The sequence below is a fragment of the Rhizobium sp. R711 genome (genome assembly GCF_002211365.1).
In the GTDB taxonomy this organism is placed as follows: Bacteria; Pseudomonadota; Alphaproteobacteria; order Rhizobiales; family Rhizobiaceae; genus Rhizobium.
Map to the genome: position 1 here is coordinate 23,079 of NZ_LOKZ01000002.1, position 22,341 is coordinate 45,419.

The following is a 22,341-nucleotide window of genomic DNA, read 5'->3' on the forward strand; positions in this document are numbered from 1 at the left end:
CACGCGATCCTCTGCGGGCTCGTCGCACACGCGTGCCGCGAGCCTTGTCGCCTCGGCCAAATGCGATCATCGGCCATTTGCGTACGTTCCGATTGCGGTCCAGGTCGCCTGTCGGCCCCGAAAGTCGATTTATCGGCCGACTGCATTGTTCCGTGCCATTGGCGTTGGCACGTCGGGCAGGTGTTTTCGCACCAGGACTACGCCTGGCCGACCAGGGTTACGCGAACATATTGGGACCGATCTCCTCGCTAACTTCAATGATCACGTCCGCGGGAACATTGTTCCTGCGCGCTGCAGCGCGAATGGCTTCAGGATTGGGCGCCTCGTAAAGGCAGTAAGTCTTTTTCCTGTCCGCGCTGAGGAAAGAAAAAATCCACTTCACGCCTTCCTGGTCGTTGATCAGGTTGATTTCCTCGACTCCGTCTTTCGACAATTCGAGTTGTTCGGCAAAATTTCTTTCAATGATGTAGCGTGGCATGACGAGACCCTCTTCCCACCAAAGCTGCGAACTGTTGGTCCTAATGAATCGTCGGCTTCAGTCGCTGTTGCAGCCGGACCATTCCAAGTTCGGCCGCAGTTGACCGGGCATGCTCGGACAGTGACATTGCTCTTTTTATCGCGGCCCGGCTACCCATTTTCATAAGCACATCCGCATATTCTGCCTGCGTGTGCGCGAGCCACGGTCGCGAGCCGATGGCCGCGTTCATCTCGACAGCATGCTCATAGTGCTTGGACGCTCTGTCGAATTCGCCCAGAGCGGCCGCCAGCATACCCAGATAGCGGCTTGCCGCGCCGAAGCAGACGGTCGCCATACCGATCGTGACGGTCATCTCCTTGTAGTCGAGCATAAGCCTGTAGAGGGTCTGGGCAGCCTCCGCGTCGCCGAGACCAGCGGCGACTTCCGTCAGGAACGAGAGGGATGCACTTCGCTTCCCATCAAGCGGAAGGGTAAAGCCGGTGCGGGCAAGCTCGTTCAATCTCCCTTGGGCCGCTTCCCGATAACCGAGGTCCAAGGCGACCAACGCGAAGCCCGGTAGCCAGGTGGTTTCCTCCGGGTTTTCATCGATCAACAACTTAATCACTGGTGCGACCTCCGTAAGACGGCTCTGCTCCCGGCGGATCGCGAACATTTGCATGCCGTAGACACCTTCGGGTGCCACGCCCAGGGTCCGCATGCCGAGCTTCAGCGCTTCTTCGGCGAACGCCTCGGCGGCAGTGAACCTTCCATCGAGTATCGCCATCATCGCTCTCCCGATCCGGGCGTAGAACTGGACGTTGAGATGCTGCCGCTTGGTGCCGAGTTCTTCCAGGGCGTCGACTGCCCGGTCGGCTCGCGCGCGATCCCCCAACTCAGTCGAGACGTAGGCGTCAATGGAAAGCGCCCTCGTCAGCACGTCGTCATCGTCAATCTCCCCCGCCAGGCGCCTTATTTCATCCACGCGGGCGAACCGGTTATTTTTCTCCGTGGCGGTTTTGACCGGTGAGGCTGTCAGGAGTGGCAGAACGGAGAGCTCCACAAGCGAAGTCTTGTCGCCGACCTGCCGGGCGAGTTCTATTCCGGCGCTACGGCACTGTGCGGCTTTCTCGCTGTCACTCAGGTAGGCGTATGCCCGCGCAAGATGGCTGAGAAGCTGACACCGCGACCTCTTGTCCGCGGGCTGAACCAGCGCCATGGCCTCCTCGAGAAGCGGCAAGGTTTCGGCAAGCGAGTTCGAGGAGAGGAATTGGGAGCCGTCAAGGCCGATCACCGCGCGAACGAAGCCCTGCGTGTCTGCGGCCTTGCGCGCCAATGGAACGGCCAGCCTGTATTTCGCCAGCGAGTCCGTCATGCGGCCCGCGGCGTACAAGGCATCGCCAAGCTTGAGAATCGCGGCAAGCAAGTCGGTCTGCCGATTGGGTGATTGGAGCGCTTGCTCCGCGATCGTCAGGGCGTTCTGGAAATGGTCGACCGCCTCGTAGTTGGCTGATCGCGCAAGAGCGCGTTCTCCGGCCTTCATCCAGTAAGGAAGCGCCAGCTCAATCCGTTGCGCCTTCTCGAAGTGCTGGGCAATGAGCTCGGGCTGCGTGGCGGCGACGTCCGGATAATGGTCGACGAGAACTCTGGCGATCTCCTCGTGGAAATGTCGCCGCCGTCGGTTGAGGAGCGATTGATATGCCGCATCCTGAATGAGCGCATGGCGGAAAACGAGGGCGGCATCCCGCAAGACGCCGCCTGCGACGACGATTTGGCTGGTCTCAAGCTGGTTCAGTGCTTCTTCGAGCGTTCGCTCGTCGAGGCCTGCGATCTTTGAAAGAAGGTCGCGATCGAATTCCCTGCCTATCACAGACGCAATTTGCGCGACCTCTTTGGCTGTCGTCGGCAAGCGATCCAGACGTGTCATCAACGATCCCTGCAGACTGTCGGGGATCTCCACGTTGATCGACGTCGACTTTCCGCTCTCTGTGATCGAGCGGGTCAATTCCTCGATGAACAGAGGCACACCGTCCGTTCGCTCCGCGATCATTTCGGCAAGCTGTTCGGGAATGTCGGAAACCATCGATTCGATCAACTCGCGCATCTGCTGCCTCGTCAGGCGCCCGACGGAGAGCGTCGTCGCCTGCGCCAGTCCGCTTGCCCAAGTCGCGCTCCATTCCGGTCGATGGGTAACAACGATAAGGGCGGCCGTGCCGTGAAGTCGGCCGACGAGTTCTTGCAGCACCTCGCTGGTGGACGGGTCCATCCAGTGCGCGTCTTCGACAACCATGAGCACCGGTGCGATCCTGGCCGCAAGCAGCAAGCGGTTCGCCAACGTGCGGACAAGAAGTTCCTTGCGCTGGTGGGCAGAGAGCGCCGGCGGTGTGAACTCGTCGCCGACGTCGAGCGAAAGCAGCTCGGCATAGATCGCGCCAACTTCTGCAGGACTTTCGCCGTAGCGGCGTACAAGGGTGCGAAACTTTTCAACGCGCATGTCCCGGTCGTCCGTCGACGCAAACAACGCGACCCGGCTTAGTCTCTCGACGATCGGGTAAAAGGCCGAGGTAGCGTGATAGGGTGAACACTGCAATCGGATGAGTTCATGCGGGGTCTCGTGCAAACGCTGTTCGAAAGCCTCGACAAGACGCGATTTCCCGATGCCAGCCTCGCCCGAAAGAAAGACCATCTGGCCTTGACCGGTCTTCGAAAGCTCCCACCGTTCGAGCAGAAGGCCAATCTCGCTGATGCGCCCGACAAATTTCGAAAGCCCGCTCGCATGCGCTGCTTCGAAGCGGCTTTCCACCTCTCGCTCACCGCGGACTTCAAACAGTGCAATGGGTGAGGCAAACCCTCTGAGTTCCCGCTCGCCGAGGCTGATGATATCGAACGACTGCCCGGCAAGCCGGCGGGTGCTGTCGGAGATCACGATCTGGCCTGGGGCAGCCGAGCCCTGCAGGCGTGCTGCCAGGTTGGGAGTGTCTCCCGCGATCGATCCACGCTCCTTCGCGCTGCCGTCGGTGTTGCCAACGACCACGTGCCCGGATGCGATGCCAATTCGAGCCTTCAATCGCTGCGCGTTCGGCGACTGCAGCGCGTCGACGGCGGCCATCGCCTCGAGACCGGCCCGGATTGAACGCTCGGCGTGGTCCTCGAAAGCCATGGGCCATCCGAAATAGGCAAGCACGCCATCGCCGAGATACTTGGCGACGTAACCTCCGAACCGCGTCACAGCGCCTGCGACGCTATCTTGATAATGGCGGGTCACCTCGTGCATGTCTTCCGGGTCTAGCTCAGCCGACAGCGCCGTCGACCCGACCAGGTCGCAGAAGAGCACACTGAGCAACCGCCGGTCAGCCGCAGCTTCGGATGCGGCCAACCCGAAAGGCTGTTCGTCCGGAGCTTGCTGCGCAAGCCGGCTTATGGCAGCCAGAATAATCTTGCGATGTCCAAGCGAGACGCCGAGCTCCCGCAGATCGGATTCCGCGACATGAGGGAGCGCTCGCAAATCCACGTCATTCTCGACGAAGGCCTCGGCGTACTTGCCGAGACCGAGTTGGCCTAGCCAATCCCCAATCGTCTGCATCGACGTTCATTCCGCTACACGGTTGTCGAAAAAAATACCACGAACGCCAGCGTCCTGCCACGCCCTGGCGCGGCAGCTGTTCGAAGGGGATCGAGGCGCTCAAGATGTCCACGGGGCACGCCTGGTCACGGGGCTTGCGAAGCGTAAGTTTCGCGACACCTGCTTGCATTTACCCATCAGGCACAACAGCGTCGAAGCTTCCAGGACGATTGTGGACTATCGGTGTCTTTCAGCGCATTCTTTGAGCTCGCAATCGACCGCTGTGGGTAGCCAAACCAGTTGTCAGTACATCGTTGTGTGGGCGCGCCTTGTCAGCGTTCGATCCAATGTCAGGAACTCCAGGCTTGGCTTCAGGAGGGTGTAATGAACAGCGAAACCATCGGGAAGCTCACTCAGAATCTGCGCGGCGCCCTTATCGGACGCGATCACATCGACTACGAAGACGCCCGCAAGCTGTACAACGCCATGATCGACAAGCGGCCGCTGTTGATCGCAAAGTGTTCGGATGCAGCCGACGTGATTGCCGCCGTAAACTTCGGCCGCGACGCCGATCTTCCGATCGCCGTGCGCGCCGGCGGCCACAACGGAGCAGGATTTGCGAGCGTCGACGACGGCCTCGTCATCGATCTGTCGTTGATGAGGGGGGTGCGGGTCGACCCGGTAAAGCGGACAGTTCGCGTAGGCGCCGGGTGCACAACTGGCGATGTCGACCATGCCACCCACGGCTTTGGGCTTGCAATCCCCTTCGGTGTCGTCTCGACCACGGGCGTAGCAGGACTGACGCTGAACGGTGGCCACGGATACCTCACCCGTCAATACGGGCTTGCGATCGACAATTTGATCGAGGCAGACGTAGTGTTGGCGGATGGCACGTTCGTAACCGCCAGCAAGACGGAGCGACCCGATCTCTTCTGGGGACTGCGCGGCGGCGGCGGCAACTTTGGCATCGTCACCAGTTTTCTGTTCGAGGCACACCCTGCAGACACTGTCTATGCCGGTCCGATCTTCTGGGAGTTGAAGGACGCTACGCAGATCATGCGCTGGTATCGCGAGTTTCTGGCGACCGCGCCGAACGAGTTTTACGTTTTCCTTGGGCTTCAGACGGTTCCCTCTGCCGATCCATTCCCGGTGGAGCATCGTGGCAAGCGGATCTGCGTGCTCCTCGTGTCGTACAATGGCGCGGTTGTCGAGGGGGAGAAGGCAGTCAATGCTGTACGCCGGTCGCTTCCCGCGCCGATCTTCGATTTTGTCGGTCCGATGCCCTACCCGGCACTTCAAGGCATGTTCGACGGGCTCTACCCCAAAGGCCTCCAATGGTACTGGAAGGGCGACTTTGTAAAGACGCTTCCCGACGCGGCGATCGAAGCGCACATCGAGCACGTCGCCGAGGCGCCCAGCGAAGCCTCGTTGATGCACCTCTACCCGATTGATGCCGCCGTCCACCGCAAGGCGCGAAATGAAACGGCATGGAATTGCCGCGATGCCACGTGGTCGATGGTGATTGCCGGCGTTGACGCCGATCCGCGCCAGGCGCCGACGCTGAAGAAATGGGCGAGCGACTATTGGCAAGCGGTCCATCCATTCGATCTCGGCGGCGCTTATCCGAACTTCATGATGGCCGACGAAGGCGATGCACGCCTGAAGGCCACATACGGCGACAACTACGAGGGCCTCCTCAACCTGAAAAAGAAATACGACCCAGACAACCTGTTCCGGATGAACCACAATATCCGCCCTGCCGCCTGACCCGATCGCGGCGATGCTCGTCGTCTCCTCGTGCCCGCTGAGAGGTGTTGCTTGAAAAACGCTACCCTCGGATGCTTGTCATCGCAGTGGGTGGCGTTTTGGGTTTCTGGTGCAAACACCTGATCGTTGGTGCTGCGATCAGGAATTATCGTGTCGACAATTTGCCTACAACTGCCCTATGCTGGATGAAGAGGTCTCATTCAGCCATCATTGCAGGTAGATAATCGCGTGTCACATTCGCACTGGCCCCACCCCGTCGCGGCAATTACGCAAGAGGAGCATCACGCCCGCCTGTCGCAACTTCGCCAACGCATGCAGGCAAAGGGCGTTGCCGCGACCTTCCTCGGGCCAGGTGAGAGCCTGCGCTACTTCACCGGCCTCATCTGGCATCTGAGCGAGAGGCTTATCGGTGCCATCGTGACGGACGTGAAGCTCACCTACGTCGTTCCCGGCTTCGAACGCAGCCGCGTCGAGACCCTGCCCCACCTACCAGGCGACATTCAAAGCTGGGAGGAAGAAGAAAGCAGCGCCGCACTCGTGTCAAAACTGGTCGATCCGGCCGGCAAGCTGGCGCTCGACGACGCCCTGCCTCTCGCCTTCTACCACGCTTTTGCAGAACAGATGGGGACAGTGCGGCTTGTCGACGGCGGACCGATGCTACGGGCGCTGCGGGCGATCAAGTCGCCGGCCGAGATCGCCCTGATCCAGCATGCGATGAATATCACCCTGGACATTCACCGCAAGGTCCGCGACACAATCGCGCCCGGTATTGCCGCCTCCGAAGTGGCACGCTTCATCGACCAGCAGCATCGCAGCGCAGGTGCCGACGACGGTTCCACATTCTGCATCGTGTCGTTCGGGTCGGCGACATCGTTGCCGCATGGCGCCGATGGCGAACAGATTTTGAAACAGGGAGACGTTATCCTTGTCGACACCGGCTGCCGAATTGACGGCTATCACTCCGATCTGACGCGCACTTATATGCTTGACGATGGCTATAAGGAATTTATGCGCGCATGGGCAATCGAGCGTGAGGGACAGCAGGCCGTGTTCGAGGCGGCAAAATCGGGAGCCGCCTGCGAAAGCCTTGATGCCGCCGCCCGCAACGCATTTGCCCGGCACGGTCTTGGTCCGGACTATCGTCTGCCCGGTCTGCCCCACCGCGCAGGCCATGGGCTGGGCCTCGAGATTCACGAAGCACCTTACATAGTCAAAGGCAACCGGACGCCGCTTTCTGCCGGCATGTGCTTTTCGAACGAGCCAATGATCGTCTTTCCCGGCGCATTCGGTGTTCGGCTAGAGGATCACATCTATATGGCTGAAGACGGTCCGCACTGGTTCACGACGCCGTCGGCGTCTGCCTCTGCGGTCTAAGGTGACGGGGCGCGCGGGAACCCTCTGGCGAGTTGAGCGTTAGATAGACACTCTTCCTCCAGCCCCGCTTCGGTGGGGCTTCTTTTAGCCTTGCAAGCGGAGCCACGACTATAAGCGAATTGCCGATATCTGTCGTGCTCGGATAAACATGGCTTGCTCAGCCTTTACGATTCTCGGGAGCCATGCATGAAAATCGCGCCGCAGCAGCGGATCTATGTCTGCTTCTTCCTTTTTGCGGTGTCGATGGGAGCAATGCTTTCGCGTCTGCCCGATGTTCAGGACGCCTTGCAGATCGACAAATCCGAGCTTGGATTGACGCTGATCGGCGCCGCCATTGGCGCTCTCGTATCGCTGACATTTTCATCCACCATCGTCGCACGCCTCGGCGCGCGAACGACGGCGTTCCTCACTATTCTTGGAACCTCCGCGCTGCTTGCGCTCGTGCCGTGGATGAGTGCGGCACCCTTCGTCTTTGCGCTCCTCCTCATGGAAGGGCTTCTGGCGGGAGCGCTGGAGATCAATCTTAACGTCGAGATCGATCGCATCGAGGCGCAGCTTGGCCGTGGCGTCATGAACAGAGCTCACGGATTTTGGAGTCTTGGGTTTTTCGTGACCGCCCTGGTTTCGGCCTTTGCCCGCCAGGCAGGACTATCGGTGCAGCTTCATCTTGCCCTGACGTTCGCATTCGTCCTCCTGGCTGGTACGACCATCATCGCTGGCATGCGCAATGCTCCTGCCCGCCCAACGCTTTCACATGCCGATCCAGGGCACATCGCGCTTCCGACGCTTGGGCTGCTTCCGCTGTGCCTCATAGGCATCGCGGCATTTCTTGTCGAAGGTGCAGGGATTGACTGGTCAGCGATCTATATGCGTGACGTCTTTGACTCAGAGCCGTTTGTCGGAGGACTTGGTCTTACGTTCTTCACGTTTTTCATGGCGCTCACACGCCTCTTTGCCGACCCGTTTGTCGATCGCTTTGGCTCCAGAACGGTCGCCTTTACGCTGCTTCTCGTATCTGCCGCCGGGCTTTGTGCCGTTTGGCTCGCCCCGCACCAATCTATGGCCCTTGCGGGGTTTGCCCTCATGGGTGGGGGATGCAGCGCGGTCTATCCGCTCGCCGTCTCGGCAGCAGCGCAGCGCGCGGATCGCGCTGCCCATCTCAACGTCGCAGCACTCGGCCAGATGTCATTCGTCGTGTTCTTCCTTGCCCCTCCGCTCCTGGGCTTCGTGGCAGAGCACGCCGGCATCCGCACGTCCTATCTTGCGTGCCTGCCGGTGATCCTTTCTGCCATGGCCTGTATTCGATCCCTGCCATTTTCCCGAAGGATGGTTGCCGCATAGGATGGAAACTTCATCCGTGCCGTCGACGGCCGGTGCAACGTGCTCGAGATCTCGGCGGAAGCAGTGATCAGTCGCAGCCTTCGCCACCCCAGGCCGGGCAATCACAGCACAAACGAAAAAGCCTGCCGCGGGAGGAGGTGCGGCAGGCTTTTCCTGAAATAACCGAACAGCAGCTGGGAGGAGGAGTGCTGCTGTTCCGCAAGCGACCTTGGGAGGAGGAGAAGGACGCTTGCCATACGAAGCGCTGCGGGAGGAGGTGCATCGCTTCGATGGATAGACTTCTACACCATTTTCGCCCAAATGACAGGCATCTTTCTGCATGTCTGCCATGCGCTATGCGTCTACCGGGTGGCTCGACAGGCATTCCAAACGCCCGCCGACAGTGCAGACGCCAAAGAAAAAAGCGCCCGCAAGAAGACTGCGGACGCTCGGAAATCGAAAACTTTGGCGGTTTGCCGGCCTTAACGGCCGATCGCTGCCTTCGCAACGCTACGGATGTCGGCGCGCTCGATGCCGAGATCGAAAAGCTCGCGAGTGCTCATACGGCCAAGCTCGGAGACCGTCTGACGGTACTTGCGCCAATTGTTGAAAGAGCGTGCTACGTTCATGATAATCCCCTTTCCTGGGCTTTCGAAGCACAGCTGCCAGTCCGTGGCGCTTCGTTTGCTTCGATGACCCTGATATAGGCGCATCTTCTGCCGGCGAACAGCATCAAGACCTCACGCCACCCATGCGGCAGACGCATAGCGGCCGAAGGCCGCAACCGGTTAGACCGTCCTCGTTTCAGGAGACGCCAAGCCGCGCACCCGACTTGCCACAGCGTGAGCCATCGATTGCGCGGCCGCAGTGAGTTACCCCGTGTCGTTGGCACTTAAAGCAACATCGACGCACCGCGATCGAGATAGGTGTCGAGGAACTGCTCGAGCCGTGCATTTCTCGGCTTCCTGAAAACCTCTTGCGGAGGCCCGGTGAAGACGATCCTGCCGTGGTCGAGAAATGCGATCTGCTGTCCGACAGTGGCGGCAAAGCCGATTTCATGGGAGACGACGACCATCGTCATCCCTTCGGCGGCGAGATCGCGCATGACATTCAGCACTTCGCCTGTCAGCTCCGGGTCGAGAGAGGACGTCGGCTCGTCGAAAAGCATGATCTTTGGCTTGAGAGCCAGCGCCCGGGCAATCGCCACGCGCTGTTGCTGCCCGCCGGAAAGCTGCGACGGATAGTGCCCTGCCCGGCTTTCCAGGCCGACCTTCACGAGTTGTGCCATGGCACGCTCTTCGGCATCCTTGCGGCTCATCTTGTGGACGGTCTTCAGCGCCTCGCTGACATTTCCAAGCGCTGTCATGTGCGGCCAGAGGTTGAACTGCTGAAACACCATGCCGATCTGCGCACGGATCGCACGGTTGGCGGCAGGCGCAATGCGCTCCCGCATCCCTTGGGCATTTTCGGTGAAACCCAGGACCTCGCCATTGACCGTGATCGTTCCCGACGTTGCTTCCTCGAGAAAAGCCATGCAGCGAAGCAGCGTGCTCTTGCCCGAACCCGACGGTCCGATCAGGCAGGAGACCTGGCCCTGCGGGATCTCGATGTCGATATTTTGGAGAACCGTCGTATTTCCAAACGTCTTGACGAGATTTCTAACTGCGATCGCGGGAAGGCTCATGCGTTGAAAAACCTGAATCTGGTGAGTTTTGTTTCGACGAGGCGGCCAAGCCTGCCGGTGATCTCCACGAGCACCCAATAGAAGAGCGCCAGCACGGAGAGGGCTTCGACAAAGGCATATTGCTGGGCGCCGATGGCGCTCAGTGTCGCCGTCAGTTCCGGAACAGTGATGATCGACAAGACGGCAGTCTCCTTCATCAGGAGAACCGCCATATTGAGAGACGGTGGGAGCACGAGCATGGTCATCTCAGGCAACAGGATGCGCCGGATAATCTGCCTCTGCGTTAAGCCCACGCACTCGCCCGCCTCGATGTGACCCTTGGGAACGGCCATGAAACCGGATCGGAAGATCTCGCTGTAGTAGGCAGCGCCATAGATCGAAATGCCAATCAAGCCGGCAGGGAGCGGATCGAGCGACAGGCCGATGAACGGACCGCCGTAATAGACGAGAAAGATCTGGATGAGGAACGGTGTACCGCGCAGCACGGCAACGATCAGGAAAAGCGCCTTGTTTAGCATCGGGCCACCGAACCGCCGGCCGACAGCGACGAAGAATCCGAGGATGGCAGCAGCGATTGTCCCGACGATCCAGATCAGGATCGTGACGCCGGCACCACTTGTGATCGCCGGCAGTTGGTCGAGGATGACGTTTATGTCGAAGGTCATCGCGGCACTCCCGGAAGAGAGCGCTCGATAAGATCGCCGGCAAGCGCGACGATCCAGTTGATGACGAGATAGATAAGGCCCGCGGCCGCAAATATCTGCAGCGGCAGGAAGGTGCTGCCGGCGAGATCCTGCGCCATGCGCGTCAATTCGATGACGCCGACGACGGAAACCAGCGACGACGCCTTGAGGATCAGGATTGCCTCGTTGACCAGCGCCGGAAAGGTCAGCCTGAGCGCGATTGGCGCCTTGATGCGCCGGAAGATCTGGCCCGGTGTCAGGCCAACCATTTCGGCGGATTCCACGAGACCGATCGGGACGCTGGCAAATCCGCCGCGCATGTTTTCTGCCTGGTAGGCGGCTGTGCACAGTGAGAGGCCGATGATCGCAGCGACGATGCTCGGCACGTTCAGCCCGATCGCGGGCAACATGTTGTAGATCAACAGCAGCTGCACGAGCAGAGGAACGCCGCGGAAGAAACTGATGAAAATTTGTGCGGGAATGACGAAGGGCGCCTTCTTCGACAGCAGCATGCCCGACAGAAGGATTGCGATTGCAAAGCCGATCAAAATGGAGACGACACTTATCAGCACCGTGTAGATCGACGCATAGAGAAGCAATTCAAAGAGTTTGATGGACATGTCCGGCTTTTGCCCGCCTGGCTGTCATAGAGGCAAATGGCGTCTTCGATTGCGCCCCGACCGGGCGCAATCGATGATCGGTCTACAGTCAGAACGCAGGATCCTTGACCGCATCGGGCGTGTCGAAGGTGGCGCCAAACCACTTCTTCTGCAGCTCGGCCATACGGCCGTCCGCCTTGATCTTCAAAAGTGCTGCATCGATAGCGTCCATCAGCGGCCCGTGATCGGCATCCTTCAGGCCGATGAAACCGAAATAGGACTTCTTGCCGAACGGCGGCAGGACGACTTCGAAGGTTCCCTCCCGCTGCTTGGCGACGAAAGCGATATTCGGCAAAGAGTTGGCAACGCCAGCAATACGACCAGCTGCGAGATCAGCATAGGATTCGGTGAAGGCGGGGTATTCGCGGATGTCCACCTTCGAAGGCAGGGTTGCCGAAAATTCCTTCAGCTGATCGAGCTGTGAAGTCGCCTTGCCAACGCCAATCGTCTTGCCGGCGATGTCCTCGGGCTTGCTGATCGTCGTGTCACCGGCCTTCTTCAGGATCGCGATGGTCGCTTCGGCAATCGGGGGCGTGAAGCGATAACGCTCCAGGCGCTTCTTGGTGATGGTCGCAGGGCCGGCAACGACGTCGAACTTCCCAGCTTCAAGCGCCGGGAACACGCCGTCCCAAGGAAGAGCTACCCATTCGATCTTGACCCCGAGCTCCTTGCCGATTTCGGCAAAAAGATCAACGTTCAAACCAGCGTGCTCGCCGGCATCGATAAAATCAAAGGGCGCAAAGGCGGTTTCCGTACCGACTTTCAGCGTGCCCGCTGCCTTGACGGCGGCAAGCGTGTCGGCCGCATGCGCCGACAGGGTCGCCCCGACCAGAAAGGCGGCGCCGACGAGGCCCTTAAGCAGTGAACGTGCGATCATGATTGTCATCTCTCCAGTTTCCACACCCGCCAGGATGCGTTCGAGTTCCCGATTTTTAGTCCCGTGCGCGGACGTCTGCGATCCGCTTTTGACTATACAAATAGATATGCGCTAGCCTAGGGTGTCAATGTCAAAGTCGACGAACGCAATTTTTGTGCCGGACGGCTTCCTGCCGGCGTAATTTCGCGGTTGCGTTTTTTGGTCGGCAGCGCGATGAGGCCGTGTGTTGGAGCCAATTTATCTTCAGATATTCAAAGACATCGAGGCGAAGATCCTGAGCGGAGACTGGCGTCCAGGTGATCGGATACCGAGAGAGCATGACCTCATCAATGACTACGCGTGCTCGCGCATGACGGTGAGCAAGGCGCTGACGGCACTCGTCGAGCGCGGGCTTGTCGTGCGCAAGCGCAAAACCGGTTCATTCGTCGCCTCGCCGCAGATCGACCGTACCGTCATGGACATCCAGGATATCGGCACCGAGGCAATGCTGGCGGGCCACGAGCACCGCTATGAGATCCTGACGCGAACGATAGAGACCCTGGGGCCCATCGAGGCTCGCCGGCTGGGCAGCACGTCGGGAGCCGAAATCCTCAGAATTCAGTGTCTGCACATTCTCGACGGAAAGCCCACTGCAATCGAGCGACGCATCATCCTTTTGGATACCGTACCGCTTGCCAGAAACGAGAGTTTTGCAGCCGTACCACCGGCACAATGGCTGCTGTCGCAAGTGCCCTGGTCTAAGGCCAAACATGTGATACGGGCTGTCGCAGCCGACGCGGTGACCGCACGCATGCTGGCGATCGACCGTGGCGAGCCCTGCCTCACCCTCATTCGTCAGACGTGGCAGAATGAGCGCATGGTGACGTATGTCGAGATCACGCATCCCGGAGATCGCTTCCAATTTGCTGGCATATTTCATCCGGCCGATAAGCCTGCGTCACGACGAGAGCCATAGTGGGGATGCGTTGAGCGACGAACAGATATTCCGGGGAATTCCCCTCAAAGGTCTGCAGGCATTCGAAGCGGTCGGGCGCTGTGGGAGCGTAATGGCAGCTGCCGCCGAGCTCGACGTATCTCCGGGCGCTATTAGCCAGCAGATACGCAAGATCGAGAGCTTTCTTGGCATCACTCTTGTGGAACGAAGCGGCCGGACTGTCGAGCTGACGCAATGGGGTCGTCTTTACCACCGCGAAATATCGAAGGCGTTTGAGCAATTTGCGCTCGCCCAACAGGTCCTGGAGCGTGCCCGCAACGAAAATGCGCTGGTTCTGAGTGCACTGTCGTCGGTTGTCAACAAATGGATTGGCAGGCGCATTTTCGACTGGCAGGCCCTGCATCCCGATGCGCATGTGCGCGTGACCGGTCGCGACAAGGAGCCACGAATGGGCTTCGACGAAGTCGATTTCCGCGTCAGTTACGGTTCGGACGTCGTGCAGCACGACCACTATGCCGAGCTGTTTCGCGACTGGGTCGTTCCCGCTTGCTCCCCTGCCCTGGTCGGCGACAAAGGGCTGGCGGCCGCCGATCTCATGTCCTACCCGCTGCTGCATGTCGAATGGGAACGGCATTTCACACCCTATCCCAGCTGGGCCGAATTTGCTGCAAAGGTCGGATTGAGTTTCAAGGGTCCGCCCTCCGGCTTGTCCTTTACCCTGTCGAGCAGCGCCATAGATGCTGCCGTCAACAAGCGCGGCATCGTGCTTGCACAGATGTCGATGATTGCCGACGAATTGGAAGCGCAGACATTGGTCATCCCGATCGATATCAGAATGCCGCTGCGCGAGAGCTATTTCCTCGCCTGGGACCGCTCAGCACTGCAAAAGCCCTATGGTCTGGAGTTTCGCGATTGGCTCATTGCCATCTCGCGGCGGCAGGCGCAGATCTCTGCACCGGCGACACTTTAGAAAAACTAAAACGGAAGCCAGCATCGCGATATTGATGAAAAAAGTCGCGTGGCGCTACCTTGGGCAATCACGGATCAGAGCCTGCGGGAGAATGTCATGGCGCGTACCGACAAGATGAAACTGGGCACCTTCGTCTACACGTTCGGCTTTCATCCAGCCTCCTGGCTGCACCCGGCCAGCAACGTGAACGGCGCCAACGATTTCAGCCACCTCCTCGATGTCGCCAAACGATCAGAAGCGGCGAAGTTCGATTTCATGTTCATGGCCGACTCTCCGGCTGCAGCAGTCGGCGACCCGGATGCTCTCGCCCGCATTCCGACCAAGATGAACCGTTTCGAACCCTTGTCCCTGCTCGCCGCCCTGTCGGTGACGACGGAAAACCTCGGGCTCGTCGCCACCGTCTCGACCAGCTACTACGAGCCCTACAACGTCGCCCGGCTATTTGCCTCGATCGACCATCTGAGCCATGGGCGAGCGTGCTGGAACGTCGTCACCTCGGACCACGACGAGACGGGCTACAATTTCAATCGCGAGGGGCTGGATCCGCACGCCTTGCGCTACGAGCGCGGCAACGAGTTTTTAGACGTCGTCCTTGGTCTCTGGGACAGTTTCGAGGACGGCGCGCTGCTGCTCGATCGTGAGAGCGGCGTCTACTATGACAAGAGCAAGCACCACGCGCTCAATCACAGGGGCAAGCACTTCCAGGTGCGCGGACCGCTCAACATTGCGCGGTCGCCGCAGGGTCGGCCCGTCATCGCACAGGCAGGCGGTTCCGAACCCGGCATGGACATGGCGGCACGCACAGCCGAGATCGTCTTCAGCCTCGCCTCGAACATCGACCGAAACCGCGCATTCTACGAAAACGTCAAGGGTCGTATGCCCGCCTACGGACGCAATCCTGATGACCTCAAGATCATGCCGGGTGTTGTCTTAAATGTCGGCGAAACGGAGGCCGAGGCTCAGGCCAAGGTCAACTACCTCATCGACAAGATGCATCCGGACGTTGGTCGCTTGATGCTTTCCGAGTTTCTCGAGGCCGACCTGCGCGGCGTGCCGTTGGACAAGCCGTTTCCGATGGATCGACTGCCGACTGCGCCCAAGGGGTCGCGGGCGCTGTTCGAAGAGCTCACCGATTTCGTCAAGAGCGGGCGGACAGTCGGTGAGTTGGTGCGTCACTATGCCGAAAAGCACACGGGCAACGGCATCACCGGCACACCGACCCAGATTGCCGACTTCATGGAAGAGTGGTTTAATTCCCGTGCGGCGGACGGCTTCATCCTGATGTTCCCGACACTTCCCTCGAGCCTCGACGATTTCGTGACGCTGGTCCTTCCTGAATTGCGCCGGCGCGGGCTCTTCCGAGAAGAATATGAAGGCAAGACGCTACGGGAGAACCTCGGCCTTTCAATGCCAACCAATCGTTTCGCCAAGGCACAAGCCGCGGGCTAACCAGGGAGAGAACGGATGCCAGAGGTGACAACCCGACCTGTCGTCGATCAATCTGTGTTCAAGCTGTCGATGCGGTATCTGGCCGGGGCGGTCAGCGTCGTCACCGTTGGTGAAGGCGAAGAACGGACAGGCTTTACCGCGACATCGGTATCTTCCCTATCGGCAGATCAGCCCTCGGTAATCGTCAGCCTCAATCGCAAATCGTCTTCCTGGCCTGTGGTCGAGCGGTATCGCCGCTTCTGCGTGAACGTGCTTACCGCCGACCAGCAGCACATCGCACAATCCTTCGCCGGGTTCGACGGACGGCGCGGTATCGAGCGCTATCAGGACGCGCAATGGCATAGTCTTTCGACCGGAACGTCGGCGCTAAAGGACGCGCTGACCGTTCTCGACTGCGAACTGGAAACGGTACTCAACCACCATTCGCACGCGATCCTTATCGGTCGCGTTTGTGCGATCGAAACGCGCGAGGATGTTTTGCCACTGCTTTACTGGCGTGGCGGCTACCGACGACTATCGGGCGAGGCTGGCATTCGCGCCTGATGAACGCCAGGCAATCAGGCGCCCGCAGCGTTGCGCCGATCCCCGATCTGCTTGGCAATGACGCAAAGAAGTTCGAACATCATCGTGGCACCGGCAAGCGCCGTCATGCCAACCAGGTCGAATGGCGGCGAGACCTCGACCACGTCGGCGCCGACGATATCAACTCCGGCAAGCAGCCTGATCATTTGCTGTGCCTCCCGCGTCGTGAAGCCGCCCGCCTCCGGCGTTCCGGTTCCGGGCGCCATTGATGGATCGATGCTGTCGATATCAAAGGTAACGTAGGTCGGCAGGCCACGCGCGATCTCTCGCGCCTCCCGCATCACATCTTGCGCGCCGCGGCTGACAAACTCCTCCATATAGATGATCCGCACGCCCCGCTCTTTCGCCCAGTCGTGCTCGCCTGGATCGTAGATCGAGCCGCGAATTCCGATCTGAACAATTCGTTTCGGGTCGAGCAGTCCCTCCTCGATCGCACGACGAAACGGCGTTCCGTGCGTGTAAGGATTGTCGCCGAAGTAACGATCGTTGGTGTCGGAGTGTGCGTCGAAATGGATCAGTCCGAGGGGCCGGTTCTTGGCGACCGCACGCAACACGGGGAGCGTCGTCAAATGGTCGCCGCCCACCGACAACGGAATGGCACCGGCAGCGACAATCTCGTTCATGCCGCTTTCAATGCGTTTGAGACCGTCCATAAGATCGATTGGGTTGACCGAGAGGTCGCCGACATCGGCGACATTCGCGATACTGAACGGCTCTGTCCCTGAGACGTGATGCACACGCCGCATCAGGCTCGACTGATTGCGAACTTCCCGCGGCCCGTGGCGTGCGCCTGCCCTGTTCGTTGTTCCGCCGTCCCAGGGGATTCCCACAAGCGCGATATCAAGCCCGACTGCGGTCTGCACCGCTGGCAGACGCATGAAGGTCGAATGCCCGGCGAAGCGCGGAACGTCTGCAGCATCAACTGGTTGAAAGAAAGTTCCCCTCATCGTTCGTCCTGCGTTTGCAATTGCCGCTGCGCAATGTGCGATGCTCATGTCGCGCGCGCAAGCCCATGTATTCACCACACCGATCAGGCAGCATCAGGACGGTGAAGGGTCTTGACCTCAAGGAAGTCCTCAAGTCCGAATATACCGCCTTCTCGTCCGTTGCCCGATTGCTTGTAGCCCCCGAAGGGGCTTCCATAACGATGCGGCGCACCGTTTATATGGACCATCCCGGCCCTGAGCCTTGCCGCTACGCGTTCGGCACGAGCAGGGTCGCCGGTCTGGATATAGGCAGCCAGTCCGTAGCTCGTGTCGTTGGCGATCGCGATCGCCTCCTCCTCGGTGTCGAACGGCATCATGGCCAGCACCGGCCCGAATATCTCCTCACGGGCAATGCGCATGTCATTGTTGACGTCGGCGAAAATCGTCGGCCTGACGAAATAGCCGGTCTCGAAGCCCTCCGGCTTGCCAGACCCGCCGACGAGAACGCGCGCACCCTCGGCAATACCCGCATTGATCAATGACTGTACCCGAGCGAACTGGAGGTCGCTGACAAGCGGGCCGATGTGGCTGCCTTCTTCTGCGGGACTACCGACCCTGGCCTCACGACCGACACGCAAGGCGATCTCGACAGCCTTGTCATAGACCGACGTCTGAACGAGGAGGCGGCTCGGTGCATCGCAGGACTGGCCCGAATTGTTGAAACATTCAAGCACGCTTCCGATGATGCGGTCCTCAAGATCAGCGTCCTCGAATACGAGGTTGGGGGACTTCCCGCCGAGTTCAAGTGTTACCCGTTTGACTGTGTCGGCCGCGTCCTTGCTGACGGCAATGCCGGCCCGGGTCGAACCGGTAAAGGACATCATGTCCACATCCCTGTGCCTCGAAAGTGCGGCACCGGCATTAACGCCATCGCCGTTCACGAGGTTGAAGGTGCCGGCGGGGAAGCCGGCTTCATGTATCATCTCCGCATAGAGCATGGCGTTGAGCGGTGTGAACTCGGACGGCTTCAGTACGCAGGTCGAGCCTGTGGCCAGCGCCGGAACCACTTTCAGTGCTATTTGGTTGATCGGCCAGTTCCAGGGAGTGACAAGACCGCAAACGCCGATCGGCTCGCGCAAGACAACGTCGCCGTTCGCCAATGCGTCGCGTGTCTTCAGCCGCCTCAGCGCATCGATGAAACCCTGCAAATGCCCAACTCCAACGTCGGCCTGCTGCTGGCGGCTCATGGTAATCGGCGCGCCGAGCTCGAGCGTGATCGTCTGCGCCATCTCTTCGTAGCGGCGCTTGTAGATCTCAAGCAATCTCTCCAACAGCGCCAGGCGTTCCTCGACGCTCGTGCGGCTGTAGCTCGAAAACGCCTTCTTCGCAGCTGTGACCGCGCGATCGATATCGGCGGCCGTGCCCATCGAAATCACAGCCACCGGCTGTTCGGTCGCAGGATTGACGACCTTAAGATCATTCGCTGCCAGCGGCGCTACCCACTCGCCATTGATGTAGAATTTGCGCTTGTCGAGCATGTCTTCACTCCCGTCAGATCTTCTTGTGTCTTTCGTTCAGCCAATCCGTGATCAGCTGGCGGTATCGCTCGCCGCTGAAGCTCGGAAAATGCCCGCCATGCACGACACGGGCCGGTATCGTCAAAAGCCGCTCCATCGAGGCAAGATAATCGGCCGCGTTGGAATGATAGGCGTCCTCGATCAGCGGCCCGTCGTAGAGAATATCACCAGAGATGAGGGTTTGCGTCCTCGCTTCCCAAAGTGCGATGCCACCGGGCGAGTGGCCGGGGGTATGGACGACCTCGAAGCGCCGGTCGCCAAGATCGATGACATCTCCGTCCTCCAGAATACGCGTCGCCGGCGCCTTCTTCACGCCATAGCATTTCGAGCAATAGGGTTCGGGTGGCAATGCGTCGAAGATGTCATCGGTGACGTAGGGGTCGGCAAGCGTGTTCGTCCGCGTCGGATTGGCAATGAGGTCGGCTTCCGCTGAATGGACCGCGCGGCACTCGAACTCGTGATGGCAGCCAATATGGTCGAAGTGGGTGTGGCTTGCGACCGCAATCAGATCCCGCTCGGTGACCAGGGGCACCCATTCGCGTAGCGACACAACGCCCATACCGCTGTCGACAAGCAAATCGCGATCGCGCCCGCGAACGTGCCAGACATTGCAGCGGTAGAACTCCTGGATGAAAGGCTCGGAAATGAGAGTGACGTCGTCCGCCAGCCGTTTCACCTGATACCATTTGTCCGGGGTCACGCGTTCCATGGTGTGAGCCTATGCCTGTTTCGACGGCAAGGCCACGATGTCGCCGACATTGACCGCGAGCCTGACTGCCTGGCCCTCCATCACCGCCGCCGATTGCGGCATGTGCGCGACGATGCGCATTTGCGGGGCGCCGGTGGGCGTCAGGTGGCATCGATAATGCGTTCCGAAAAAGGCGCTGCCAGATACGGTCGCTTGGCCCAGCGCAGTGGCGGGGCCGTTCCCCTCGCCGGCACGACGGAAATGTTCCGGCCTGATGCAAAGCGTCGTCGCCTGACCGATGCACGGCATGCCAGCCGTAAAGCAGCTTTTCGGCAACGCCACCTTTCCAAGCGCCGTCTCGACGATCGCCTGGGTGCCGTCGACATCTCTGATCGTGCCTTCGATGAAGTTTACCTCACCCATGAAGCCGGCGGCAAAGAGCGAGCGCGGACGCATGTAGATTTCGGAAGGTGGTCCGAAATCCTCGACCTTCCCCTGGTTCATCACAACGATCCTGTCAGCGATGGCCATCGCCTCTTCCTGGTCATGGGTGACGTGGACGAAGGTCGTACCGACGCGCTTCTGAATCGCTTTCAACTCGTCCTGCATCTGCCGGCGAAGCTTGAGGTCAAGAGCGCCCAGCGGTTCGTCGAGCAGCAGAACGTCAGGATCGACCGCAAGAGCCCGGGCGAGCGCCACGCGCTGTCGCTGACCACCAGAAAGCTCATGCGGCTTCTTGTCGGCGGAGGCCTTGAGACCGACAAGATCGAGGAAGACCTCGGCGCGCTGCTCGCGCTCCGGCTTGCCGATGCCGCGCATTCTGAGGCCAAAACCGACATTGTCCTTGAGCTTCATATGCGGGAAGAGAGCATAGTCCTGAAACATCGTGGTCGTCGGGCGTTTCGCCGGCGGAACGCCGGTCATTTCCTTGCCGCCGATTAAAATGCGCCCCTTCGTCGGCTGCAGGAAACCTCCGAGAATGGACAAAAGCGTGGTCTTGCCGCAGCCGGAGGGCCCGAGCAGGACGATGAATTCGCCCGCGTTGATGTTAAGGGAAACGTTGTCGAGCGCCGTGAAGCTGGCGAACGTCTTCGTCGCGTTCTCAATCGAAACCGGGGCGGTCATGACTTCTTTGTCCTTCCGAACAGGAACAGTTCCAACACGATCAGTAAGACGACCGAAACGAGAAACACCAGTGACCCGATGGCATTGGTCTTGGGATTGAGACCGGAACGAAGCAGGCTCCAGATCTCGACAGGCAGCGTCACGTCGAAACGGGACAGCAAGAAAGCGATGATGAATTCATCCCAGCTGAACGTCATCGACAGGAAGAAGGAGGCGAGGAGCGACGGCAGCAGCATCGGCGCCGTAACGAGCGCCATGACCTTTATGTCGCTGGCGCCGAGATCACGCGCGGCGCGCTCGATATTGATATGCTGGTCGCCCATAGACGAATAGATGATCGCGAAGCAGAGCGGCAGATTGATCACCACGTGACCGATGCCGACTGTCCACAACGAAAGGCCAATGCCCAGCACATTGAGGACGCTCGACAGCCCAAGTGCGATAATCAGATAGCTGACCGTCATCGGCGCAATAAGCAATCCGCGTTGCAAGGCGCTGCCCGGCAGCTTGAAGCGTGCCAGCCCATAGGCAGCGAAAAATCCGAGAAGGCAGGCAACAAGAGACGATATGGTCGCCACCAGGAACGAATGCAGCAGCGCGTTCATCAGCTTCCGATCGGCGAAGACGGCTTCATACCATTGCAGCGAGAACCCGTTGAACGGCGGCACCGGCAGGCGACCGTCCTGGAAGGAAAACAGCACAAGCACGATCACCGGCAGAAAGATGAAGCCGAAAATCAGAACGGCATAGACACTGGAAACGAGGTTGGTGAGCCTGTTGCGCGCCATTACGTCCTCTTAATCTTCAGCCAGCGGGCGCAGGCAATATATGCGGCAGTGACGACCAGCATCAGGATGATCGAGAGCGCTGCGGCCATCGGGAAGTCGGCGCGGCGACCAAGCTGCAACATGATGATCTGCGGCAGGACAAGCTCATTGTTGCCCCCAAGAATCTGCGGCGTGACGTAGTCACCGATGCAAAGAACGAAGGTCAGGAACGCGCCGGTCATGATGCCCGGCATGGTGAGTGGCAGGATGACGTGCCAGAATGTCTGAAACGCATTCGCACCGAGGTCAGCCGCCGCGCGGCGATAATTCGGCGAGAGCTGCACGAGATTGGCATAAATCGTCAGGGTAAGAAGCATGACGAAGAAATGGACAAAGCCGATCACCGTTGCCGTGCGGTTGCTGGCGAGTTCCAGCGGCTCGCTGATGACACCGAGATTAAGAAGCGCCTGATTGATCACGCCATTGCGCGAGAGCACCAGCAGCCAGGAATAGGATCGAACGACGTAGGAGGTCCAGAACGGCAAGATCGCCAGGATGAGGGCTGTTCGCTGATATTTCTGCGGTACCCGCTCAGCGATGATCCAGGCCAGAGGATAGGCAAGCAGGATCGAGAAAACCGTGACGATCGCGGTGATCTCCAATGAATTCGTCAGTCCGCGAAACAGCGCGTCCTTCTCGAAGAAGGCGATGTAGTTGTTGAGTTTCCAGACGCGGACAATCCCTCCGCCCTGCTGCTCCCAAAGGCTCATGGCCGCCATGAAGAGAAACGGGGCGACAAAGAAGACGATGGTCCACACAAGCGCCGGAGCCACAAAACTCCAGGCCTTGCGGCGTTCGGCGACTTCAAGAGAAACATGAGCCACGGACAAGTCTCCGACTGCCCTCTCCCAAGAACGGGGGAGAGGGTATTGTGATGGTCTGA

20 protein-coding genes are annotated in these 22,341 nt (G+C 59.7%); 7 read left to right on the forward strand and 13 right to left on the reverse strand.

What is annotated here, in order from left to right; all coding sequences use genetic code 11:
* Positions 1-217: 217 nt before the first annotated feature.
* On the reverse strand, positions 218-478 hold the full coding sequence (locus ATY80_RS05730) for a DUF4242 domain-containing protein (protein ID WP_088691522.1): 261 nt from the start codon (positions 476-478) through the stop codon (positions 218-220).
* A gap of 40 nt (positions 479-518) precedes the next feature.
* Complete coding sequence (locus tag ATY80_RS05735; RefSeq protein ID WP_088691523.1) at positions 519-4,037, reverse strand: adenylate/guanylate cyclase domain-containing protein; 3,519 nt, start codon at positions 4,035-4,037, stop codon at positions 519-521.
* 363 nt (positions 4,038-4,400) lie between these two features.
* Between ATY80_RS05735 and ATY80_RS05740 the strand changes: the two genes are divergently transcribed.
* From ATY80_RS05740 to ATY80_RS05750, 3 genes are all read left to right on the forward strand, one after another.
* Positions 4,401-5,783: an FAD-binding oxidoreductase gene (locus ATY80_RS05740; RefSeq protein ID WP_088691524.1), complete on the forward strand. Its 1,383-nt coding sequence runs from the start codon at positions 4,401-4,403 to the stop codon at positions 5,781-5,783.
* Between the two features lie 228 nt (positions 5,784-6,011).
* Positions 6,012-7,157: a Xaa-Pro peptidase family protein gene (locus tag ATY80_RS05745; protein ID WP_088691691.1), complete on the forward strand. Its 1,146-nt coding sequence runs from the start codon at positions 6,012-6,014 to the stop codon at positions 7,155-7,157.
* Positions 7,158-7,343: 186 nt separating this feature from the next.
* Positions 7,344-8,498, forward strand: coding sequence for an MFS transporter (locus tag ATY80_RS05750; protein WP_088691525.1), 1,155 nt, complete (start codon positions 7,344-7,346; stop codon positions 8,496-8,498).
* A 461-nt stretch (positions 8,499-8,959) separates the two neighbouring features.
* Here ATY80_RS05750 and ATY80_RS05755 read toward each other — a convergent pair whose 3' ends face one another.
* The 5 genes from ATY80_RS05755 to ATY80_RS05775 all read right to left on the reverse strand — a co-directional run bounded on the left by ATY80_RS05755 (position 8,960) and on the right by ATY80_RS05775 (position 12,380).
* Positions 8,960-9,106 carry a DUF1127 domain-containing protein gene (locus ATY80_RS05755; protein ID WP_088691526.1) on the reverse strand — a complete coding sequence of 49 codons (147 nt, stop codon included), beginning with the start codon at positions 9,104-9,106 and terminating at the stop codon, positions 8,960-8,962.
* A gap of 263 nt (positions 9,107-9,369) precedes the next feature.
* A complete protein-coding gene (locus ATY80_RS05760; RefSeq protein WP_088691527.1) occupies positions 9,370-10,161 on the reverse strand; it encodes an amino acid ABC transporter ATP-binding protein in 792 nt (263 codons plus the stop codon).
* Positions 10,158-10,826, reverse strand: coding sequence for an amino acid ABC transporter permease (locus ATY80_RS05765; RefSeq protein ID WP_088691528.1), 669 nt, complete (start codon positions 10,824-10,826; stop codon positions 10,158-10,160). Before ATY80_RS05765 ends, ATY80_RS05760 begins: the two co-directional genes overlap by 4 nt.
* The gene (locus tag ATY80_RS05770) at positions 10,823-11,464 is read right to left on the reverse strand and encodes an amino acid ABC transporter permease (RefSeq protein ID WP_088691529.1); all 642 of its coding nucleotides are present in this window, start codon (positions 11,462-11,464) and stop codon (positions 10,823-10,825) included. The genes ATY80_RS05765 and ATY80_RS05770 overlap by 4 nt, the downstream gene beginning before the upstream one ends.
* A gap of 88 nt (positions 11,465-11,552) precedes the next feature.
* On the reverse strand, positions 11,553-12,380 hold the full coding sequence (locus tag ATY80_RS05775; protein ID WP_088691692.1) for a transporter substrate-binding domain-containing protein: 828 nt from the start codon (positions 12,378-12,380) through the stop codon (positions 11,553-11,555).
* A 226-nt stretch (positions 12,381-12,606) separates the two neighbouring features.
* Between ATY80_RS05775 and ATY80_RS05780 the strand changes: the two genes are divergently transcribed.
* The 4 genes from ATY80_RS05780 (at position 12,607) to ATY80_RS05795 (ending at position 16,276) form a co-directional block, all read left to right on the forward strand.
* Positions 12,607-13,335 (forward strand): UTRA domain-containing protein, encoded by a 729-nt coding sequence (locus tag ATY80_RS05780; protein WP_088691530.1) that lies wholly within the window; start codon positions 12,607-12,609, stop codon positions 13,333-13,335.
* A 10-nt stretch (positions 13,336-13,345) separates the two neighbouring features.
* On the forward strand, positions 13,346-14,284 hold the full coding sequence (locus ATY80_RS05785) for a LysR family transcriptional regulator (RefSeq protein ID WP_088691531.1): 939 nt from the start codon (positions 13,346-13,348) through the stop codon (positions 14,282-14,284).
* A gap of 96 nt (positions 14,285-14,380) precedes the next feature.
* Entirely contained in the window at positions 14,381-15,733 is a 1,353-nt protein-coding gene (locus ATY80_RS05790) for an LLM class flavin-dependent oxidoreductase (RefSeq protein WP_088691532.1), read from the forward strand.
* 15 nt (positions 15,734-15,748) lie between these two features.
* Positions 15,749-16,276, forward strand: a complete 528-nt coding sequence (locus ATY80_RS05795) for a flavin reductase family protein (protein ID WP_088691533.1) — start codon at positions 15,749-15,751, stop codon at positions 16,274-16,276.
* Positions 16,277-16,290: 14 nt separating this feature from the next.
* Here ATY80_RS05795 and speB read toward each other — a convergent pair whose 3' ends face one another.
* From speB to ATY80_RS05825, 6 genes are all read right to left on the reverse strand, one after another.
* Complete coding sequence (speB, locus tag ATY80_RS05800) at positions 16,291-17,262, reverse strand: agmatinase (protein WP_088691534.1); 972 nt, start codon at positions 17,260-17,262, stop codon at positions 16,291-16,293.
* 83 nt (positions 17,263-17,345) lie between these two features.
* Entirely contained in the window at positions 17,346-18,779 is a 1,434-nt protein-coding gene (locus ATY80_RS05805; protein WP_088691535.1) for an aldehyde dehydrogenase family protein, read from the reverse strand.
* Between the two features lie 13 nt (positions 18,780-18,792).
* On the reverse strand, positions 18,793-19,527 hold the full coding sequence (locus ATY80_RS05810) for an MBL fold metallo-hydrolase (protein ID WP_088691536.1): 735 nt from the start codon (positions 19,525-19,527) through the stop codon (positions 18,793-18,795).
* 9 nt (positions 19,528-19,536) lie between these two features.
* Positions 19,537-20,631 carry an ABC transporter ATP-binding protein gene (locus ATY80_RS30120; protein WP_088691537.1) on the reverse strand — a complete coding sequence of 365 codons (1,095 nt, stop codon included), beginning with the start codon at positions 20,629-20,631 and terminating at the stop codon, positions 19,537-19,539.
* A complete protein-coding gene (locus ATY80_RS05820; protein ID WP_088691538.1) occupies positions 20,628-21,419 on the reverse strand; it encodes an ABC transporter permease in 792 nt (263 codons plus the stop codon). The genes ATY80_RS30120 and ATY80_RS05820 overlap by 4 nt, the downstream gene beginning before the upstream one ends.
* Entirely contained in the window at positions 21,419-22,282 is an 864-nt protein-coding gene (locus ATY80_RS05825) for an ABC transporter permease (protein WP_088691539.1), read from the reverse strand. The genes ATY80_RS05820 and ATY80_RS05825 overlap by 1 nt, the downstream gene beginning before the upstream one ends.
* Positions 22,283-22,341 lie beyond the last annotated feature (59 nt).

Excerpts from the sequence above, each read along its gene's own strand:
- ATY80_RS05730 (WP_088691522.1), bottom strand. The coding sequence starts at position 478 with ATGCCACGCTACATCATTGAAAGAAATTTTGCCGAACAACTCGAATTG.
- ATY80_RS05735 (WP_088691523.1), bottom strand. The coding sequence starts at position 4,037 with ATGCAGACGATTGGGGATTGGCTAGGCCAACTCGGTCTCGGCAAGTAC.
- ATY80_RS05740 (WP_088691524.1), top strand. The coding sequence starts at position 4,401 with ATGAACAGCGAAACCATCGGGAAGCTCACTCAGAATCTGCGCGGCGCC.
- ATY80_RS05750 (WP_088691525.1), top strand. The coding sequence starts at position 7,344 with ATGAAAATCGCGCCGCAGCAGCGGATCTATGTCTGCTTCTTCCTTTTT.
- ATY80_RS05755 (WP_088691526.1), bottom strand. The coding sequence starts at position 9,106 with ATGAACGTAGCACGCTCTTTCAACAATTGGCGCAAGTACCGTCAGACG.
- ATY80_RS05760 (WP_088691527.1), bottom strand. The coding sequence starts at position 10,161 with ATGAGCCTTCCCGCGATCGCAGTTAGAAATCTCGTCAAGACGTTTGGA.
- ATY80_RS05765 (WP_088691528.1), bottom strand. The coding sequence starts at position 10,826 with ATGACCTTCGACATAAACGTCATCCTCGACCAACTGCCGGCGATCACA.
- ATY80_RS05770 (WP_088691529.1), bottom strand. The coding sequence starts at position 11,464 with ATGTCCATCAAACTCTTTGAATTGCTTCTCTATGCGTCGATCTACACG.
- ATY80_RS05775 (WP_088691692.1), bottom strand. The coding sequence starts at position 12,380 with ATGATCGCACGTTCACTGCTTAAGGGCCTCGTCGGCGCCGCCTTTCTG.
- ATY80_RS05790 (WP_088691532.1), top strand. The coding sequence starts at position 14,381 with ATGGCGCGTACCGACAAGATGAAACTGGGCACCTTCGTCTACACGTTC.
- ATY80_RS05795 (WP_088691533.1), top strand. The coding sequence starts at position 15,749 with ATGCCAGAGGTGACAACCCGACCTGTCGTCGATCAATCTGTGTTCAAG.
- speB (WP_088691534.1), bottom strand. The coding sequence starts at position 17,262 with ATGAGGGGAACTTTCTTTCAACCAGTTGATGCTGCAGACGTTCCGCGC.
- ATY80_RS05805 (WP_088691535.1), bottom strand. The coding sequence starts at position 18,779 with ATGCTCGACAAGCGCAAATTCTACATCAATGGCGAGTGGGTAGCGCCG.
- ATY80_RS05810 (WP_088691536.1), bottom strand. The coding sequence starts at position 19,527 with ATGGAACGCGTGACCCCGGACAAATGGTATCAGGTGAAACGGCTGGCG.
- ATY80_RS30120 (WP_088691537.1), bottom strand. The coding sequence starts at position 20,631 with ATGACCGCCCCGGTTTCGATTGAGAACGCGACGAAGACGTTCGCCAGC.
- ATY80_RS05820 (WP_088691538.1), bottom strand. The coding sequence starts at position 21,419 with ATGGCGCGCAACAGGCTCACCAACCTCGTTTCCAGTGTCTATGCCGTT.